Genomic DNA, 20,871 nt, shown 5'->3' with positions numbered 1-20,871 from the left:
AGTATTTTCAGAAAGTATCAGGTGAACTGGCTTTAACGTTATTTTGACTCAGTAAACACCTCCCCGCAGAAGAGAGCACGATGGCAGTTATTTATAACACTAACTATACGCACAACCCGAATGCCTACCTGACACTCGCCATCGAGCGGGCTGCGCGGGAAATTTTGGGGAAGGATGAGGTTGTCGTTGCTGACAATCGGTCCTTGGGTGAACTGGCTGCCAAAGGTGAGCATGAGACTCTCATCTGTATTGACGGGCAGCGCATTAACATTCCTCTTCTGCAACGTGTGCGCCCTGCTTTCAAGACTATGATCCTCTGGACATTCGAGGATCCGTTCATGAAAGAATTCAATGCTGCGAATGCAGGATTGTTCGATCATGTGTTCACCAATGATCCGCTGTGCGTGGAGGCTTATGGTAGCAAGGGGCACTATCTGCCTTTGGCTGCGTCTACGTCTTTGCATGATCGTAAAGTCAAGAAAGCGGATGAGCTTGATTACGATATCTTTTTTGCAGGCACGATGTGGCCTAACCGTGTGGAAACGCTGCGGCATGTTATTACCGCGTTTCCGGATGCACGCCTGAAGCTGATCTGCCCGGGTAATGAATATCTGCCGCCTCTGCCGAGCGATCTTGCTGAAATTGCCATTCAGCGTCCGGTCAGCCATGAAGCGTTTATTGACTTCGCCAATGCCAGCGCCGTCACCCTGACCATGTTCCGTGACTATGCAAGCCATGGTGACACCAGTCAGGCAACGGCGCCGGGACCGCGTTTTTATGAACTCGGGCTGGCAGGTACGGCTCAGGTGGTGGAAGCCCCTGAGGTGATGGACAAGGACTATTTTGACGACGTGAGCGGCACTGTGCTGTGCCGCAACGTGGACGAAGTGATTGCTGCCATTGATGCGCTTCTGAGTAACTCGACCCTGAGACGGCGTTCTGCGCAGAGCGCGAAAAAAGATGTTCAGAACAAGCATCTTTACGAAAACCGTATCCGCACGATTATGGAAGTCAGCGGTGCGAATTTCGGGCGCGTTCAGCCGACGGCACTTGTCGCTGAAAGCCGGCGCCTGCGCGTGCTTATGTGCACTCACTCCACGGTTTATGAAGCTGCGTGGGGCGGTGTTGAGGTTTATCAGGAAACCCTGTGCAATCTGCTCGGCAGAAAGGTCGATTTCTATTATTGGCTGCGTCGTGGCGACAAATGTCGCTTCCTGACGGCCGATGGTGAGGAAATCGAACGGTTTGATGTGCCGGAAGTCGGCTGGACAGACGCCATGTGCGATGGTCCGGAAGAAATGGCGTTCTCCAACGTTATTAGCCATTACAATATCGACCTTGTGCATTTTCAGCACCTTGGTCACCATGCGTTGTCCTTGCCCATTATCGCCAAGTCCTGCGGGGCAGGCGTGGTCTTTTCCGCGCATGATTTCTGGCTGGTTTCTTCACGCTATAACCTGCTTGATCAAAGTTTTCAGTATGATGAGGAAAAGGCAAAATCTGTTGTTGCCTATGACATTATCCTGAAAAATGCGGAAAATGTGGAGTTTGGTGGAGAGCAGACGCGGCGCGCGTTCATTTCGAACATGCTGCATTCTGTGGATGCGTTCCTTTTTGGTTCAGAACATTCTTACAATCTGATCAGCGAAGTCTATCCGGTTGTTGAAACAAAGAAATGTTCCATTCTGGGTATTCCTTCTCCTGAAAGCACGTTGCCGGTTACGCCCAAAGAGTACGCTCCCCTGAATGGTCGCCCTCTAGGGGTTGCGGTGGTGGGAAATTTCCTGCGCACTAAAGGCGCGGATACTATTTTGAGCCTGTTTGAACTGGCGCATCCTGATCATTTCCATTTCCATATTTTTGGAGCTGTTCATCCGGAATACAAGCAGGTTCTGGCGGATCTGAACCGGCCGAATATTACCGTTCATGGTCAGTATTCCATGGGGAATATTGATAAGCTGAAAATTGCGGATGTTGCGCTTAATCTCAGCATATGGCCTGAAACATACTGTATTTCTCTTTCAGAAGCATGGCAAACGGGCCTTATCCCCATTGTCAGCGATATTGGCGCGCTGCATGACCGTGTGCAGGATGGTGTGAATGGCTTTGCCCTGAAGCTCAACAGCCCGGCAAAAGTGCTGGAGCGCCTTGAGCTGCTGCGGTCATCCGAGCCTCTGCGTAAAGAAATCATGGGCAATATCTCACCGGATCTGTGGCCTGATGGGCAGAGCTATGGTGAAAGCCTTTTTGAAATCTATAACGAAGTTGCCCCGATCACCCGTCTTGGGTTCTCTGAAATGCAGATTGATGCCGGTCAGGTGCATCTGCTTCCGCATCCATCCTGGCGCCATCAGGCTCCGCCGCGGCATATTTTTGATCCACCGACAACGCGTGATGTTACGGTGGAATTGCCTGAACCTGTCACAGACTGGTTCTCCGTTCAGGATGCCAAATTCTATATTGATGATGTTTGCTTCCTTGTCTTTGCAGAAAGCGAACCATCTGATTTTGAAGAAGCCTACGAATTTCATATCCGTGGCTGGTATGCCGTACCGCGCGTCAATGCATCCGGTACGTTCTATACGGTGTTAATTGGCAATGAGGATCAGCCGATTATCTTCCTGCCGTGTATCAGGGAATCTCGCCCTGATGTTCTGACTGTTTACCCGGATGCGCCACGCCGTTCCGGCTTTGCGGGGCAGGCGGCACTGCGTGGTAAATGGTGTGAAGGAACATACCGTATTGCGCTGATGAACGTGATCAACACCAAAGCCAGTTTTGCTGTAACCAACTGTCAGATTACAGTAAAAGAAGGTAAGATTGTTGAAATCGAACAGGAAAACCCGACAGACAAGCAGATTCTGAGCGATTTTGCACGGGTTTCTCATCGTGATGGTAAGCTCAGAAACATCAAGATGGTGGATATCGACACTGATGCTCTGGAAAGAGATCACAGTGGCGATATGGTGTATTTCATTGATAACTGCAGCGGTCTGATTGGTGATCCGCCGCCGGAAGTTGATGAAAAAGGTATTTACATGAAGGGATGGACCTTCATGCATAATCTTCGTGCGGCGGGGCAGGTGTATCTGGCCTGTGTGAATGAAGAAGAGGATGATGCCGTTTATTTCCGCACCACCCGCGCTATCCGCAATGATGTCAGCGGTGTTTTCTCTGATGCGCCTCTGTGCAGTGGCTTTACGGCCAACATCAACTTTAACAGTGGTTTCTCAAAACCGCTGAGTGGGAAATACCGGGTATCATTGGTAAACATTGTCAATGATACGGTTGGGGTGATGCCGCTTAGTATTATTGTGGAACTGAAGGACAGCGCTATTCAGAGCCTGTCTGTTCAGGATGTTACGCCGGAAATTGTTGAGCGCGTGAAAGATATCGTTCTCGCCTAACGTTAATTTTTTGCTTGGAACGCCTCTGCCTTTTCGTTGTGAAAACCAGAGGCGTTTCTGTTTAGGTCACCCCTTTTGTGGGGGCCAAAGTTCTTCTTCAACGATCTCTATATGATGTTGCTGGAGGGGAGGGTTGGGATTACTCCAGCCATTAAAAGTGCTTCTTCAAAAAACTAATTACGGAAATTATTTTACGTCATGGCACGCCCTTGTGTGTCTTATTTGATGGTGAAATGATCGTGGCGACAGGATTGGCGGTCATGCCAGAGAGCGGGGGCGTGGCCAAACCTTATACCAATATCTTCCGCTCGGAGTTACATCGCAGTGTCTTCCTCCAAATATGGAGAGCGTGCAGTCAGGATGCTCCTGAAATAGCCAATGGGCTCATACGAACGTAGGTTGGTTTTATAGGCTGTTAGAGCTGTCTGGAAAGCTTGTCCGGCTAGTTAGGTTCTCTGCTTTTTTACGTAATCCTGTATCAAATTATCATTCCCGTCATTTTTGGGGGAAAAGGCGTTCATCCTGTTCGCGTGGTTGAATCTGGATAATTCTAAAAAACTGATCCAGCCTTTTAGGTGCAAGCAATATCAAGAGTTATGCTTCTTAGGGCGTATTGCGCCGTTCATGTTTACAAGATCAAGCATGTGATATGGATGAGTAATAGTCGCGGCTTGGATGTGATGGGCTATGGAGGCGGCATTGCGCATTCAAGAGCAGAAATCAGAAGGGCTGATCTTACAGATTTCTACGGTTGGTTCGGGTGCTTAGAATTATAATTTCAGCACTATATAAGTAGTTTACAGATCTATGCGCACATTAGAACGTGCAGACTGAAGAGCGCGATAGATGTGTGGGGAGCACACAATTACGGGCAGACATGGAGAGGGCAGAAAATTTCTGTTGCGGCTTTTCTGTCAGCATCAATGCGTTATGGTTTGGGTATGATTAGGAAAGGATTTTTTGAAAAATCTTTTACATCCTATTCGGGAAAAATGGTGATGCTCTGAGTGAAAAAGGGGCTTGCCTATGTAGGGCTTCTATTTTCACCCGAGCCGGAAAGACTGCTCTGTCCGGTTCAGTTCAGTTCTGATCTAATCGTAAGAACTTTAGGGGAAAGTATTTACGGCAAAGAATAGCCTCTTGAGGAACCCATTTTCACGAGGAGGTTCTCAAGAGGCTTGATGTTCTTACTTATGATCGTTCGGTAAGAAGTTTTTATCTTTTTGGATGAAAGAGGGCAGGAAGGGGTTGTCTTTCTGCATGGAGTTTTTGCTTGGTAGTTCGGAAACATTCCAGCCACCACCCAGATTTTGGATCAGGCTGACAGAATCAAGAATACGGTTCTGCTGAATTTGCAGTGCCGTTTCCGCATTGGAGAGGGCTGTCACTTCCGATGTGATGACGGTGGTGTAAATCTGGGTGCCTGCCAGATACTGGTTCAGGGCGACAGTCACGGCCCGGTTGGCGGCTTCCAGCGCAACCTGTTGCTGATCAGCCTGCTGCGCCAGTATGTGCAGATTGGAGAGTTGATCTTCCACATTCTGCAGAGCTGTCAAAACAGTTTGCCGATAGGTGGCTACATAGTTGTCATATGTTGCATCGGCTTCATGCACGGCGGCAGTTCGGCTGCCACCCGCAAAAAGTGTTTCCGTAGCGGAAGCGCCAAGGGACCAGATACGGTTTGCCACCTGTACAAGAGTGCCAACAGGGTCCCCGCTATAGGAATAGGAGGCGCTCAGCTTCACCTCTGGGTAGAAGGCGGCAATGGCGGCGCCTATCTGGGCGTTATATTCTTCCATGCGGCGTTCTGCTGCGGCCACATCAGGCCGCCGTTCTAAAAGCTGGGCGGGCACGGAAACAGGAATGGTGGGAATGGCGCGGGGTAGTGCGCCCGGAGCAATGGAGACCTCAGCGGGCGGTTTGCCAATCAGCACCGCAATGGCGTGCTCATACTGTGCCCGGCTCGCCTGAGTAGCCGTGGCCTGAGCGCGCGTCTGTTCCAACTGGGTTTGAGCCTGAAGCACACTGGTGGGGTCTGCTGTGCCTGCTTCGTACTGGTTACGGGTAATCTGATAGGAGCGTTCATAAAACTTTACGTTTCGCTGGAGCAGATCATAAAGACTATCCTGATACCGCATGTTGAAATAGGCCGTGGCAAGCTGTGCCTGGTAGGAAAGTTTGGCATTGGCCAAATCTGCGGCGCTGGCCTGTGTTTCTGTCACCTGAGCCTGAATCTGCCGGCGGATCTTGCCCCACAAATCCAGATCCCACGAGGCCGTTGGTCCCATACCGTAAGTATTTTCAGTGGTGTTCGAAGGCGTATAGCCAGTGCCGGAGGAGCCATCCCCACCGTAATTGATGATGGTGCCACTGGAACGGGAACCACGGCCTGAACTCTGGCGGTTGAAGGAAAGAGAGCCGCTCAGGGTAGGGTAAAGTTGCGCCCGAACGGAATTGATGGTTGCGCGTGCACTGCGGTAACGTGCCTCGTATTCCTTCACGTTCTGGTTGTTGATTTCAACCTGCGCCTCAAGCTGGTTCAGGATGGGATCATTGTAAATGGTCCACCATGTGCCTTTGGGAAGCTCCGCCAGCGCAGGATTGGCGTAGTTCCAGCCAGGGGCGGGGCGCAGTTCCTTGAATTTGGGAGAAATAATGGCGGTAGGCCGCTTGTAAGAGGGGCCTACCATACAGCTGGTCAGGACAAGAGGCGCCAGCAGGATACCCAGGCGGCGTGAAGGCGGACGGGAAGAGAAGGGCTTCATGGGTAAAACTTCAGGTATCTTGCGGGTTGCGGGAGAAGAAAAAGGGCCGGATCTTTATGTGTTTAAAGCGCAGACGCAGGGTGTCCAGCATCAGATAAACAACTGGCGTTGTATAGAGGGTGAGTGCCTGACTGACGATCAAGCCGCCCACGATGGCAATACCCAGGGGCCGACGTAGCTCCGCCCCATAGCCGTTGGCGATGATTAGCGGAAAGGCCCCCAGAGCCGCCGCGATGGATGTCATCATGATCGGGCGGAAGCGTAGCAGGCAGGCCGTATGGATGGCTTCAAGTGGCGAAAGATTATGTTCACGCTCTGCGGCGATTGCAAAATCGACAAGCATAATGGCATTTTTTTTCACAATGCCGATCAGGAGAATAACCCCGATCATGGCGATCAAGGAGAACTCTTCCCCTGCCAGTTGCAGCGCTAGCAGCGCGCCCACACCAGCTGATGGCAGGGTGGATAGAATGGTGAGGGGATGGACGTAGCTTTCATACAACACGCCCAGAGTGACATACACAGCCGCTAGTGCTGCCAGGATCAGAATGGGTTCGTTATTGACGGTTTTTTGAAACTGCGCGGCATTACCAGCAAAACTGCCATGAATGGTGGGTGGCATATGCAGTTCAACCTGTGCTGTCTGAATAATGTGTGTTGCAACCCCGAGAGAGACCCCTTTGGCCAGATTGAAGGAAATGGTTGAGGCAACTGATTGGCCCTGATGATTGACGGACAGGGGTGTTTGGGAGGCCCGGAGTTTTGAAACCAGTGTCAAGGGTACCATGGCGGAAGAGGAAGTGGAAACAGCGGAGCCATTGGAGGCACTGTTGCCGCCCGCCAGAGAGTTGGCAATCTGGTTTCTGAAAGATTGGCTGCTTAATGTTGAGGCGCTGCTGTTGCCTGAAGAATCCCGACCTGTTGTGTTACGTACGCGGACTGTGTTGGACGCAGTGCCGCCCCCCGCACTGCCGCCCGATACACTGATCCATACCTGCATCAGGCTGTTGGGGTTTGACCAATACGTGGGATCGGCTTCCATAACCACGCGGTACTGGTTCAGGGGGTTATAGATAACGGATGCGGCACGCTGTCCGAACGCATCATATAACGTGTTGGACAGTAGTTGTGGGGTAATGCTGACACGTGAAGATGTGTCTCGGTCAATGTCTACATCAATGGCGGAACCACCCTGCTGAACATCGGAAGACACTTCAGTTAGTTCCGGATATTTGCGGAGAGCAGCAAGGAGTTTATCGGTCCACTGGTAAACTTCGGAGGCATCTTCTCCATCCAGAGTATATTGGTAGGAGGCGTTGCCCTGGCGTGCCCCTGCGCGCACGGCACCGGGTTGCATCAGGAAAAACTGAGCGCCTACCAGTTTGCTGAGCTTTTTTTCGATGCGCGCAATCAGTTCTGTTGGCGTGTCGCTGCGTTCGCTTTTGTCTTTAAGTTGCAGGAACATGTTGGCAGAGTTGGACGAACCACGGCTTCCCATAAAACTGGCAACGCTTTGTACATCAGGATCAGATTTGATAACCTTCTGAACATCTGTCAGCTTTTTAGAAAGGGCCTGGAACGAGATATTCTGGTCGCCCTGCAAATGGCCCATCAGGAGGCCCGTATCTTCGGTGGGGAAAAACCCCTTCTGCATGCTGATGAAAAGCGCAACAATGATAACAAGCGTGAATGGCAAAGAGAGAATAACAATCTTGCGGTATCTCAGTGCAGTATTCAGAGAGCGTTCATAGCCTTTTTGCAGACCATCAAGCAGGCGTGTAATCTGGAAAATCAGAAATTGTGTGATGCGGTTGGATGTTTTGTTGGGATGTGTTGGTTTCAGAAGTTGTGCTGCCATCATTGGCGTGAGGGTGAGAGACAGCACCATGGAGACAAGAATGGTAACGGAAACCGTCATGGCGAATTCATGAAACAGGCGTCCGGCTAAACCGCCCAGAAGCAGGATGGGCAGAAAAACGGCAATCAGGGAAATGGAAATTGAGATAACGGTAAACGCAACCTCGCTGCTGCCTTTCAGGGCGGCATCACGTGGGGAGAGGCCTTCTTCAATATAGCGGGCAATATTTTCCATCACCACAATGGCGTCATCCACCACAAAGCCGGTGGAGACCGTCAATGCCATCAGGGACATGTTGTCCAGCGAGTAATTCAGAAACCGCATGACGCCAAAAGTGGCGATAATGGACGTGGGCACCACAATGGCGGGAATAAGGGTCATGCGGAGGGAATGAAGAAACGCCAAAACCACAAGCACAACCAGCACGATTGAAATGACCAGGGTGAGTTGTGTATCCGCCAGAGACGCGCGGATGGTAAGTGAACGGTCCAGCCCGATATGCAGATCAACCCCGCCGGGAAGGGCGGCGCGCAGCATGGGGAGCTTGGCGTTGATCTCATCCACGGTCTCAATAACGTTTGCGCCTGCCTGCGGAAAAACAATGGCGATGACGGAATGAGAGCTGTTGAAGTAGCCAGCATTGCGGCGGTCTTCAACGCTGTCTTCAACTGTTGCGACATCTGCCAGACGTACGGGGCGGCTGTTGCGCCATGCGATAATCAGATCACGGTAGGATTGCGCACTTCTGGCCTGATCATTTGTATCAAGCGTGAAGCGTGTGCCGTTCTGGTCAATAATGCCTTTGGGGCCATGCGCATTGGCGGAAGCCAGAGCAGCACGGATGTCTTCAAACCCGATCCCGTACCGGTAGAGGGGGAGGGGGTTGATTTCCACCCGCACGGCAGGGAGGGAACTGCCGCCAATTTCCACCTGCCCAACGCCACGAATTTGTGAAAGATGCTGCACCAGAACATTGGTTGCGTAATCGTAGAGTTGTGCCTGTGTATGGGTGTCTGATGTCAGGGCCAGAATGAGAATGGGCGCGCCATTGGGGTTGGCTTTGGAATAGCTGGGGTTCTGGCGCAAGGAAGACGGCAGATCCGCATGGGCGGCCTGAAGGGCGGCCTCAACATCCCGCGCGGCCCCATTGATATCCCGTGAAAGGGCAAACTGAAGGGTAATGCGCGTGGTGTTCTGGGAGGACTGAGACGTCATTTCCGTGAGGTCTGCAATCTGGCCCAGATGCCGCTCAAGCGGGGCAGCAACCGCGCTGGCAACTTCTTCGGGTGAACCGCCGGGCTGGCGGGCCTGTACCTGAATGACGGGAAAATCGACATTCGGCAGGTCCGCCACCGGCAGACTTCTGTAACCCAGCACTCCTGCAAGAAGAAGCGCCACAGTCATCAGAATGGTGGCTACAGGCCGATCAATGAAGATCCGGCTGAAGTTCACGGCGTGGTTTGCTCAGAAGGCGGAAGAGAGTGGTTGCCCTGCCGCCAGGTGTTCCAGCGGTGTGCCCAGGTATCCAGCGTGTAATAGATAACTGGTGTGGTGAAGAGCGTGAGCAACTGAGACAGCGCAAGCCCCCCGATAATGGCCAGACCAAGCGGAAAGCGCAGCTCAGAGCCCGTACCCTGTGAAATGACCATAGGAACGGCGCCTAACATGGCGGCTAGAGTTGTCATGAGGATGGGGCGGAAACGCAGGGTGGCTGCCTGCCGAATGGATTGCAGGGAGTCCATGCCATGTTCTCTCTCGGCTTCCAGTGCGAAGTCGATCATCATGATGGCGTTTTTCTTCACAATGCCAATCAGCAGCACAATGCCGATGATACCCATGACATCCAGTCCGGCTCCTGCCACCCACAATGTGAGCAGTGCGCCAATAGCAGCGGAGGGCAGGGTGGAGAGAATGGTGATGGGATGAATGAAGCTTTCGTAGAGAATGCCCAGCACGATATAAACGGCAACCAGCGCTGCCCCTACAAGGAACAGTTCATTGCTGAGCGAGCCCTGAAACGCGGCAGCCGTTCCCTGGAAGGAGGTCTGGAAAGACGCGGGTAAGTTGATTTCCTTTTCCACCTTCTGGATGGCGGCGGTGGCGTCACCCAGAGAATATCCCTTGGCCAGATTGAAGGAGATGGTGGTGGCCGGAAATTGCCCGAAATGGGTAATCAGCAGGGGCGCGGTTTCATGCGTAACCGTGGTGACTGCGGCTAACGGTACCAATCCGGATGTGGGGGACCGGGTGGGACCGGAGGCGCTTTCTCCTGAATTGCCGCTGATACCGGGCAGGTAAAGCTGGTTCAGGGAGTACAGGCTACCCTGGAAACGAGGATCAGCTTCCAGAATGACACGGTATTGGTTGGACTGCGTGTAGATGGTAGAAATCTGCCGCTGACCAAAGGAGTCATACAGCACGTTATCAATGGTTTGCGGTGTGATGGAGTACCGTGCGCCCGTTGTCCGGTCCAGCGTGACTTTTGCCACCAGCCCCTGCGCCTGAAGGTCGGACGTGACATCGGCAAGAGAAGGCTCGGCCCGCAGCTTTTCCAGCAGCTTTGGAATCCACGTCTTGAAGGCGTCGTAATCCGGGTTTTCCAGCAGGAACTGGTATTGGGTAGCGGTGACGGTTGTATCGAGTGAAAGGTCCTGAATGGGCTGCATGTAGAGCTTGATACCCGTAACCTGCGCCGTCTCCTGTGAAAGGCGACGGGCAACTTCCGCCGCACTGCTGGAGCGGGAATCATGGTCTTTCAGGTTAATCAGAAAGCGCCCCTGATTCAGAGTGGCGTTCTGCCCATCCACTCCGATGAAGGAGGAAAGGGAGACCACATCCGGGTCTTTTAGAATAACTTTTGCCAGATCCTGCTGGTGCGCCTTCATGCTCTCAAAGGAAATGGACTGGGCTGCAACGGAAATACCCTGAATAACGCCCGTATCCTGCTCAGGGAAAAATCCTTTGGGGATGACAAGCGCAAGAACGCCGGTCAGCACCAGCGTGCCCACAGCGACCATCAGTGTCAGCACGCGGTGGGCGAGCACAACATCCAGTGCGCGGTCATAGGCGGCAATCAGTTTTTCCGTAGCGACTTCAACGCGGGCTGACCAACGCTGGAACGCCGTTGTGGCACTGGATTCATCATGTGGGCGCTCCGTGAGGATGCGTGCGCACATCATGGGCACCAAGGTAAGGGACACCACGGCGGACAGAATGATGGTGATGGCCAGTGTCATGGCGAATTCGTGGAACAGGCGTCCCACAACATCGCCCATGAATAGCAGCGGGATGAGAACCGCAATCAGGGAGATGGTCAGGGAGATAATGGTGAACCCGATTTCTCCCGCCCCCTTGATGGAGGCGCTCATGCGGTCTTCCCCGGCTTCCACATAGCGGGAAATGTTCTCGATCATGACAATGGCATCATCCACCACGAAGCCGGTGGCGATGGTCAGCGCCATGAGCGAGAGGTTATCCAGCGAGAACCCAAGCAGATACATGATGGCCAGCGTGCCGATGATGGAAAGCGGCACGGACAGGCTGGGGATGATGGTGGCCGGTATATTGCGCAGGAACACAAAAATAACGGCCACAACCAGAACCAGTGCCAGAAACAACTCGAACTCCACATCCGCAACGGAAGCGCGGATGGTGGTGGTGCGGTCCGTTAGGGGCACAATATCAATACCGGGCGGCAGAGATTTGCGCAGGATGGGCAGGGCGGTCTTGATATTGTCCACCACCGAGATCACGTTCGCGCCCGGTTGCCGCTGCACGTTCATGATAAGGGCGGGGGTGAGGTTAGACCACGCGGCAAGCTGCGTGTTTTCCGCGCCGATCACAACAGATGCAACATCCCGGATCCGAATGGGGCCACTGTTCTGATACGCGATAACCTGGTTGAGCAGCGTATCAATGGACGTGATCTGTCCATCCACACGGAGGGTCGCGGCGCGGGTTGCGCCATCAAACGTGCCGGTGGGAGAGTTGACGTTAACGTTGCCAATAGTGGTACGCAGCGTATCCAGATCAATCCCGTAGGAGGTGAGCTTGGGGATGTTCACCCGAACGCGGATAGCCTTGCGGTTGCCACCAGACAGCGTCACCAACCCCACGCCTGAAATCTGGCTGATTTTCTGCGCAAGGCGGGTGTCCACATAGTCTTCCACCTCAGGCAGGGGGACGGTGGCGGAGGTAATGCCCAGTGTGAGCACGGGTGTGTCCGCCGGATTGACCTTGGCGTAGATGGGCGGAGCGGGCAGGTCCGTTGGCAGCAGGGAGTTGGCCTGATTGATGGCCGCCTGCACTTCCTGTTCCGCCACGTCCATGGACATGGTCAGGTTGAACCGCAGCGTAATGACAGAGGCCCCGCCAGAGGAGCGGGAGGTCATCTGGTCCAGCCCCGGCATCTGGCCGAACTGGGTTTCCAGCGGTGCAGTGACGGAGGTTGCCATCACATCCGGCCCTGCGCCGGGGTAGAAAGTTTCTACCGTGATGGTGGGGTAATCAACCTGCGGCAGGGCGGAGATAGGCAGAAAATGGTAGCCAAGCAGCCCCGCCATCAGAATGGCGAGCATCAGCAGCGTGGTGGCGACCGGCCTGCGGATAAAGAGACCTGAGGGGTTCACGGGGCTGGGGTACCTGAAGGGGTGTCAGATTTCTCGGTGTCGGGGGTAGCGGCCGGGATAGTTACTTTGATGCCAGCGCGCAGATGATCCGTACCATCTGTTACCACGCGGTCTCCCGTTTTCAGCCCGCCGCTGACCACCGTGCGGTTGCCGTCTGAAATACCAACCGTGACAGGCCGTACTTCAACCGTGTTGTCCGCTTTGACCACATAGACAAACTGGCCGGAGGGGCCGGTCTGAAGAGATGTGGCTGGAACGAGGATGACATCTTCCAGTGTCTTGACCAGCAGGCGCGCGTTCACGAACTGATTGGGAAAGAGATGTTCATCCGTATTGGGATAGATGGCGCGCAGGCGCACGGTGCCGGTTGCCGTATCAATCTGACTATCCAGCGTGCTGACTGTGCCATCAGCAATCTTGTGGGTGTTGGAACTGTCCCATGCCTCAACTGGCAGAGAGCCTCTGGCACGCAGTTGCTCTGCCACTTCCGGCAACTGATCCTGAGGGAGAGTGAAAATAACGGAAATAGGCTGCATCTGCGTCAGGATGGCGAGGCCGCCCGACTGCCCCGCAGCGATGTAGTTCCCTTGGTCAACCGCACGAATACCAATTCGTCCATCCACCGGGGCGATGATATGACAGTAAACAAGCTGGAGCTTCTGGTTATCAACCAAGGCCTGGTCAGATTTGACCGTGCCCTCCATCTGCTCGACGGTAAATTCCTGATCCCGTGCCGTTTTGGCGTCGATACTGTCCTGCTTGATCAGGCGCTGATAACGCGCGTTGTCCACGCGGGCCTGAGCAAGCTGCGCTTTGTCCCGTTCAAGCTGGCCTTCATACTGTGCCAGTTGCACCTCGTATGGACGGGTATCAATCAGGGCGAGAAGATCACCCTTGTGAACATGCTGGCCTTCCGTGAAGAGCACTTTGGTCAGATAGCCTTCCACGCGGGTCTGGACCGTCACGTTGGTGATGGGCACCACTGTGCCAAGTTCGGTCAGCACAACAGGCATGGAGCCGGTCTTAACGGCTTCAACGGCCACGGGTTGGGCATCACCCCCATCGGCGGTCTGCTGCACGGCGTGGCGGCGGTGCTTGCCTGTTCCCGTGTTTTCCCCGCCATGGGGCCGGAAGAGCGCAAAAGCCAGCACGCAACCGCCAGCAACGGCAACGCCGCTCCAGATAAGACGTTTTTTTCTGCTGGAAGAGCGGGGGGGCGTGGGTGAATCGGATCGGGGGTCCGTGGTCTGGTTATCCATGGGGCGCGCGGGTCGTTCACCTAATTGAATGTTGAAAAAACAGATCCGGTGGCTCATCCCACCGTCTGTCAGAGAACATGAATGGCCTAGGCGGTTGTCTATGCCAGATTCAATGCCATTAAGAAACAAGTATAAGGCAGGCATACCTCCGGCAGCCCATGAGAATGTGTCGAGCCTATACCAGAATGCGGGGCTGGTCCAAGGGGAAGGCTGGAAAAGAAAAACTATAAATAAAAACTTAAAAAAAGAGGCCTTTTTTACGCCTTAAAGTGGCGATGGCCTGCGCTTTACTCCTTTTTGCCGCTGAGCGCTGCGCCAGCGTTGGCGGAAAGGCAGGCTGCGGCAGGCACGGCCAGTAACGAGATGAGACCCACGGCAATAAACGCGGTTGAAAAATCGTGTGATGTGGGCTCAGCGCGTCCGTGGAAGAGGCAGGTGAGTGTCAGCGTTCCTGCGGCGATGCAAATGCCAAGGGAGAGCATAAGCTGCTGCATGGTGGCGTAAAAGCTGGTTGCGGCGCTCATACGGCTGGCGGGAATATCCGCGTAAGCAATGGTGTTATAAGCCGAAAACTGCGTGGCCTGTGCCATGCCGGCGGCCAGCAGAATGGGATAGAGCGGCCAGAGAGTTAGCCCCTGATGAAAGCTGGAGATTAGGCCGCACAGAATGCCCGCTGAAAATCCGTTGAACATGAGCACCCGGCGAAACCCCCACCGTTTTAACACTGCTGGCACCCAAGGCCGCATGACCAATGCCCCCACGGGGGCGATGAACGTGACCATTCCGCTTTGGGCGGCTGTCAGCCCGGACCCGATTTGCAGAAACGCAGGCAGAAGAAAGGGAAGGGCCCCCACAGCAATACGGGAGGCTGCGCCACCCAGAACCGAGATGCGGAATGTGGGGATGGCCAGCAGCTTGAAGTCCAGCAGAGGAGAACTCAGGCGCGCTGCGTGAAAACCATAGCCCCCCATAAAACCGAGCCCACCGAGAAACAGCGAGAGAAGAAGAGTGGTAGATCCCTGATTATGGGTGAAGAGTTCGGTGCCGACGGACAATGCGGCCAAGCCGCCCCCGGCAAGGAACATCCCCGTCAGATCGAAAGGGGGAGGAGTGTCCTCCTTTACCTCCGGAATGAAGCGGCGGGTGAGGATAAACCCCAGAATACCGACGGGGATATTGAGGTAAAAATTCCAGCGCCAGGACAGGTAGGTGGTTACAAACCCGCCCACCACTGGCCCCAGCAGCGGACCCAGTGTTGCGGGGAGCATCATCCACGTCATGGTGCGCACCAACTCCTCCCGCGGCGTACTGCGCAGCACGACAAGTCGCCCGACCGGGACCATGAGCGCGCCCCCAATGCCCTGCAAAGTGCGCATACAAGCCAGAAACAGGAGGCTGTGCGCCGAGCCGCAGGCCACCGAGCACAGAACGAAAATAACGATGGCGCAACTGAGAACGGTGCGGCTGCCCAGTCTGTCCGCCAGAGCGCCGGAAGCGGGAATAAAGATGGCTAACCCTATGATGTAGGAGGTTAGCGCAACCGATGTTGCAACCGTATCCACATGCAAACTGTTAGCAATGGATGGCAACGCGGTTGAGAGGATGGTCCCATCAAGCTGCTCCATGAACAGCATGGATGCGACGATAAGGGCGGTAAGATGGACGCGACTGACAGACAGCATGCTAGTCAGAGACGAGTTTTTGCGTTCTGATGCAACAGAAGACCGCGGTCTGGATAAACCCTAAAGGGCCGCCGGGCGGAAGAATGCGGTCACAAAACAAGGAGAAAGCCGATGGCTGATGATAAACTCAAGACGGTCGCAAACAAGGTTGAAGGGATTGCTGATGAAGCCAAGGGTCGCCTCAAGGATGCGGCTGGCGGTCTGACGGGAGATCTGGGCCTGCAGGCGGAAGGCAAGTTCGATCAGTTTTCCGGCATGGCGCAGCAGGAATTTGCTGACCTGTATGAGGAAGGGGAAGGTGTGGTGGAAAAAGCTGTCACGTTTGTACGTGATAAGCCTTTGCTTTCATTGGGAATTGTTTCCGTGGTGGGCCTGCTGATTGGCTGGCTGGTGTTCCCGCGCGGCAAGCGCTCCTGAAAATTTCCTGCACCGCGACTCTTGCGCTGAGCGGTGAAAAGTGATTCTCCTTGCCTCACGGAGTCGCAGTTGGTGCGACTCGGTATTTTTTACCGAGTCGCACCAAATCGATGGAAAGAGGGGCAATGCCGGATTTTACGCGGGAACAGCAACATGGCGGACGTGTCGCCGGAGTGGATGAAGTGGGCCGTGGCCCGCTGGCTGGTCCCGTAGTCGCCGCCGCCGTGGTCTTTGCCGCAGGCGTGCCCGCTGATCTGGCGGCCATTATTGATGATTCCAAAAAACTGAAAGCGGTGGTGCGTGAGGCTATTGCAGCCCGCCTGCCCGATGTGCCCGGTATTGAAATCGGGCTTGGTGCAGCCTCGACTGCCGAAATTGATGATCTGAACATCCATCATGCAGCCCATCTGGCCATGCAGCGCGCCGTTGCCCGGCTGCCGCGCCTGCCGGATCATGTGCTGGTGGATGGCAATAAAGCGCCCGATTTTGGATGCAGCACGCAAACTGTGGTTGGGGGGGATGGCCTGAGCCTGTCCATTGCCGCAGCCTCCATTGTGGCCAAGGTTGTGCGGGACCGCATCATGGCCCGCCTTGATACGCGCTGGCCCGCTTATGGGTGGGAGAGAAATGCGGGCTACGGCACCGCAGCCCACCGGCTGGCGCTGACCACAACGGGGATCACCCCGCATCATCGTAGAACCTTCGGCACTGTGCGCCGGCAAATTGAACATTTTTATACGGAGGGCCGGGCATGAGCGGCGCAAAATCAATGAGCATGGAACTGCCTCTGGACCAGATTCTGCGTGGCGAATGTGTTGAAACCATGCGCACGTTGCCCTCCGGCTCTGTTGATTGCGTGTTTGCTGATCCGCCGTACAACCTGCAACTTCGTGGTGAACTGCGCCGCCCCGATGATTCCCTGGTGGATGGTGTGGATGATGATTGGGACAAGTTTTCCGATCTTCAGGAGTATGATCGCTTTACCCGTGCATGGCTGACAGAAGCGCGGCGTGTGCTGCACAAGGATGGCACCATCTGGGTGATCGGCTCCTATCATAACATTTTCCGCATCGGCGCGATTTTGCAGGAACTGGGGTTCTGGATCCTGAATGATATTGTGTGGCGCAAATCCAACCCCATGCCGAATTTTCGGGGGCGTCGTTTTACCAACGCGCATGAAACCCTGATCTGGGCAGCCCGGAGCGAGGATAGCCGGTATCGGTTCAATTATCAGGCCATGAAAGCGCTGAATGATGATGTTCAGATGCGGTCTGACTGGTATCTGCCGCTCTGCACCGGCAATGAACGCCTGCGGAATGAACACGGGCTGAAGCTGCACCCCACGCAGAAGCCGGAAAGCCTGTTGCACCGGGTGCTGCTGGCGTCCACCACGGTGGATGATGTGGTGCTGGACCCCTTTACCGGCACAGGCACAACGCCCGCCATGGCCCGCCGGTTGCGCCGCCGGTTTATCGGCATTGAGCGCCACCCGGACTATGTGGAAGCAGCCATGAGCCGTGTGGCGCGGGAAACGCCGCTAGCTGATGATGCTGTTGTGACCACGCAGGACAAGCGTGAAGCGCCACGTGTGCCTTTTGGCAGTCTTGTGGAGCTGGGTTTGCTGCCGGTTGGCACAGTGCTGTGTGATAAAAAGCAACGGGTGAATGCCACGGTTTCGCCTGACGGCACATTGGTGAGCGGTACCAAGCGTGGGTCCATCCACAAGTTGGGCGCACAGTTAACCAACGCGCCATCCTGCAATGGCTGGACCTTCTGGCATTTTGAACGCAATGGCGAGTTTCTGCCGCTGGATGTGTTGCGTCAGGAAAGTCTGGATCTGGCAAAAACTGCTGCCGCTACCGCCAAGGCAGCCGCCGCAGGCTGAGAGGGCAAAACGTAGATAGGAAAAAGCCGCCTCAACAGGGCGGCTTTTTTATTGGGCAGAACATTTCCGTACGAAAAAAACAGAACAGGGTCAGCCGCCGCTAAACCCGAGGAACCCGACATCCGGCTGAGGTCTGCCGCCTGTGGTGTCGTAACGGCTTTCATGTGGCTGAGCGTTATGCCGCCCGGCGCTGCCGCCAATGGTCAGGTGTCCGCTACCATTTTCCATCTTCATGCTGCGTGTTTCCGCCGCAATATCCGTGCGGGGACGATCATCATTGCCACGCAGGGAGAGCAGCAGGAAGGTGATGGGGTTGCGGTTCAGGTCAATGGACATATCAAGGGGCGTCTGACCCAGCACGTTCCTGCTGTGAAGATCCGCTCCACGGTTGATGGATTCCTTGGCGGCACTGATGCTGCCACGGTTGATGGCTTCAAACAGCGCAGCCGTAGGCTCCATATCCGTATTGGAATGATCCCCGTCATCGTCTTCCTCACCAGCGGCACCCGGAATGGATGCGGGAGGAGCTGCGCGCTTTGCAGCCTTGGCTGCTTCAGCCTTCTGAGCGGCTTCTTCCGCCGCAGCCTGCGCTTCCTGCTCGCGGGCGGACTGGGCCCAGCCGGTGGCGGGGAGGGCAAGAGCCAGAAAACTGCTGCAGGCCAGAGCAGCCGGAATAATGCGGAACGAGCGGGTCATGGTCTGTCCATACAGGAAACGTCACATATAAATTACCACAATGGTGAGATTGCGGAAAGGATCTGCGGTTCAGCTTCGGCCTTCCCGCCACCAGCCAGCAAACAGCAGCAGAAGGGACAGGCTCAGCATAACCCATGCAGGCAGCAGGGGCGTGGCGCTTCTGCCGGTTACCACATGGGCATTCCTGTGCGGAAACGCAAACCAGTTCTCGCCATGCAGGCTGCCGCCATCGGCTAGCTGAAGCCTTGGGACCGTCGGGGCGGTGGCGTTATCCCCTGTCCAGAGAATGCCGCCACCCGTGGCCGAGACAATGTTTTGCAGCTTGCTAGCTGTGGCGCGAAGGTCTGCAAACTCCTGCGGATCAGGTGGTATGGGCGCTGCAAACGCCTTGTGCGTACCATCGTCCACCTGCCAGATGCCCGGTTGCTCCGCCGCCAGATGACCGATGCTCAGACCGCTCTGGTTTTCTTCCGGTCGAGTGTGAGAGGCTCCATTCTCTTTCTGATTCTGCGGCGCAGAGGAAGCTGCATGGAGTGTTAGCGTGACAGGTTTTCCGTCTGGCGGTGTCACGGTTACATCATGCTGTGCCTCGCCCGTTGTGCTACGGCGGCTGACGGTCAGTTCCCCTCCGGCAATGGACGCGTTCAGCTGTTCTTCTTCCAGTTCCGGCTCTTTCATCAGCCAGTGGGAAATACGGCGCAGTAGTTCAGCCTGTGGGCCGCCACCGCCTTCTCCACGGGACCATAACCAGATCTGATCAGACAGCAGAAGGGCCACACGGCCTTGATCCACATGATCCAGCACCAGCAGGGGGGCGTTGTCTGGCCCGCTCATCAGGGCTTGGCCGTGGGTGGTGTCCGGCTTTAGCGCTCGGTACCACGGTCCCCACTGGCCCGGAATGGTCTGAGCCGCAGAGTCCGCGTTGGTGGGCGGCGCGCCGGGGAGCGCGGCCGTTACCGGGTGTCTGCGGCCTTCCGGCGTCAGATGGGGGCGGAAGCGTTGTTCCACCATGCCATTTTCCAGCGGCACGTGTGCGGGCAGGATGTCACCCACAGGCGTATCCTGAAGGGTGCCGGGGCCGACAAACTCCGGCCCGGCCGTCAGCAACAAACCACCTCCTTTGCGTACAAAGTTGGCAATATTATTCAGGTAGGCGTGCGGCAGAATGTTCTGGTTTTCAAAGCCATCCAGAATGATGAGGTCAAACTGGTTGATCTTTTCCTGAAACAGTTCCCGCACCGGGAAGGCAATCAGTGCCAGATCGGACAGCGGGGTGCCATCATCCTTATCCGGTGGGCGCAGAATGGTGAAGTGGATCAGATCAACAGAGGGATCAGCCTTGAGTAGCCGCCGCCAGACCCGCTCCCCCTGATTCGGGGTGCCGGAAATCAGCAGGACGCGCAGACGGTCACGGATGCCCGTCATGCGCGTGATGGTCTGATTGTTGATTTGCGAGACTTCGCCCGCCAGAGGCGAGACCGCCAGACTGATCAGCATCTGCCCGGGATGGGACACCGGCAGGGAGATATCCTGCGGCGTACCTGTTGTTACGGGTATGGAGAGTGGTTCTTCTCCATTCACGCGCAAGGTGAGTTCCGCCTGTGCGCCCGGTGTGGTTCCGGGGCCTGCATCATCCACCTGCACGCGTAGTTTAGCGGGTTGGCCTACAATCCCGTAAGGCGGGGCTTGAAGAATACGCAGTTGCCGGTCCGTTTCCTCCCCTTTTGCCGGGATCAGGACATGCAGGGGCAGGTGCGCTTTTGCGCCAGTCTGGTTAACGGGAGTGAGCCGTTCCGGCACGGAATCGGGAGTGTCAGACACCTGACCGTCCGTCAGCATGACAGCGCCTGCAAGCTGATCCGGAGGAATATCGGCGGCAGCCTGATCCAGTGCGTCAAACAGGCGTGTGCCGTTATGCCCGGAATTGCGGACAGTCACGGTCCGGAGGGAAAGCCCCTGCGTATGAGCCTGCGCCATGGCCTGTGCAGCCTGCCGAGCCAGAGCCGAGCGTTGACCGATGGACATGGAGGGAGACTGATCCACCAGCAGCAGGGCAGTTTCGGGCAGAACGTGCCAGCTTTCATGCAGCCGCTGTGGGCCGGACAACCACAACAGAAGGGAGGCAATGGCGGCCAGACGAAGCACGGCGCCCTTGGTGCGTCTGCTTATGGCGTAGGCACAGAGCAATACCGCCAGCACGGCAATCGCGGCCAGCAGCCAGAGCGGAACAAGAGGGGCAAACCCATAGGATTGCGCAAGATGGTTCAGCATGGG

The 20,871-nt window shown here is 55.4% G+C and carries 11 protein-coding genes; 4 read left to right on the top strand and 7 right to left on the bottom strand.

Going from position 1 to position 20,871, the window contains the following annotated elements; genetic code table 11:
* The first annotated feature begins 80 nt into the window (after positions 1–80).
* Positions 81–3,407: a glycosyltransferase gene (locus tag QWU00_RS01505; protein WP_035377706.1), complete on the top strand. Its 3,327-nt coding sequence runs from the start codon at positions 81–83 to the stop codon at positions 3,405–3,407.
* Between the two features lie 1,187 nt (positions 3,408–4,594).
* Here the strand turns inward: QWU00_RS01505 and QWU00_RS01500 are convergent.
* The 5 genes from QWU00_RS01500 to QWU00_RS01480 all read right to left on the bottom strand — a co-directional run bounded on the left by QWU00_RS01500 (position 4,595) and on the right by QWU00_RS01480 (position 15,599).
* The gene (locus QWU00_RS01500) at positions 4,595–6,172 is read right to left on the bottom strand and encodes an efflux transporter outer membrane subunit (RefSeq protein WP_035377708.1); all 1,578 of its coding nucleotides are present in this window, start codon (positions 6,170–6,172) and stop codon (positions 4,595–4,597) included.
* A 10-nt stretch (positions 6,173–6,182) separates the two neighbouring features.
* On the bottom strand, positions 6,183–9,482 hold the full coding sequence (locus QWU00_RS01495; protein ID WP_035377709.1) for an efflux RND transporter permease subunit: 3,300 nt from the start codon (positions 9,480–9,482) through the stop codon (positions 6,183–6,185).
* On the bottom strand, positions 9,479–12,658 hold the full coding sequence (locus QWU00_RS01490) for an efflux RND transporter permease subunit (protein ID WP_035377710.1): 3,180 nt from the start codon (positions 12,656–12,658) through the stop codon (positions 9,479–9,481). The genes QWU00_RS01495 and QWU00_RS01490 overlap by 4 nt, the downstream gene beginning before the upstream one ends.
* Positions 12,655–13,917 (bottom strand): efflux RND transporter periplasmic adaptor subunit, encoded by a 1,263-nt coding sequence (locus QWU00_RS01485; RefSeq protein WP_035377805.1) that lies wholly within the window; start codon positions 13,915–13,917, stop codon positions 12,655–12,657. The genes QWU00_RS01490 and QWU00_RS01485 overlap by 4 nt, the downstream gene beginning before the upstream one ends.
* A 287-nt stretch (positions 13,918–14,204) precedes the next feature.
* The gene (locus QWU00_RS01480; protein ID WP_035377712.1) at positions 14,205–15,599 is read right to left on the bottom strand and encodes an MFS transporter; all 1,395 of its coding nucleotides are present in this window, start codon (positions 15,597–15,599) and stop codon (positions 14,205–14,207) included.
* 111 nt (positions 15,600–15,710) lie between these two features.
* Between QWU00_RS01480 and QWU00_RS01475 the strand changes: the two genes are divergently transcribed.
* The 3 genes from QWU00_RS01475 (at position 15,711) to QWU00_RS01465 (ending at position 17,901) form a co-directional block, all read left to right on the top strand.
* Complete coding sequence (locus QWU00_RS01475; RefSeq protein WP_035377713.1) at positions 15,711–16,016, top strand: CsbD family protein; 306 nt, start codon at positions 15,711–15,713, stop codon at positions 16,014–16,016.
* Between the two features lie 110 nt (positions 16,017–16,126).
* The gene (locus tag QWU00_RS01470; RefSeq protein WP_187668563.1) at positions 16,127–16,771 is read left to right on the top strand and encodes a ribonuclease HII; all 645 of its coding nucleotides are present in this window, start codon (positions 16,127–16,129) and stop codon (positions 16,769–16,771) included.
* Positions 16,768–17,901 carry a site-specific DNA-methyltransferase gene (locus QWU00_RS01465; RefSeq protein WP_035377717.1) on the top strand — a complete coding sequence of 378 codons (1,134 nt, stop codon included), beginning with the start codon at positions 16,768–16,770 and terminating at the stop codon, positions 17,899–17,901. Before QWU00_RS01470 ends, QWU00_RS01465 begins: the two co-directional genes overlap by 4 nt.
* Before the next feature lie 90 nt (positions 17,902–17,991).
* Here the strand turns inward: QWU00_RS01465 and QWU00_RS01460 are convergent, their stop codons facing one another.
* A complete protein-coding gene (locus QWU00_RS01460; protein ID WP_035377718.1) occupies positions 17,992–18,597 on the bottom strand; it encodes an ankyrin repeat domain-containing protein in 606 nt (201 codons plus the stop codon).
* A 69-nt stretch (positions 18,598–18,666) separates the two neighbouring features.
* Entirely contained in the window at positions 18,667–20,868 is a 2,202-nt protein-coding gene (locus tag QWU00_RS01455) for a hypothetical protein (protein WP_035377720.1), read from the bottom strand.
* Between the last annotated feature and the right edge of the window lie 3 nt (positions 20,869–20,871).

It is taken from the genome of Acetobacter tropicalis (assembly GCF_030644465.1).
In the GTDB taxonomy this organism is placed as follows: Bacteria; Pseudomonadota; Alphaproteobacteria; order Acetobacterales; family Acetobacteraceae; genus Acetobacter; species Acetobacter tropicalis.
Note: the sequence above shows the minus strand (reverse complement) of the source record. Positions and strands in the feature narration are given on the sequence as shown.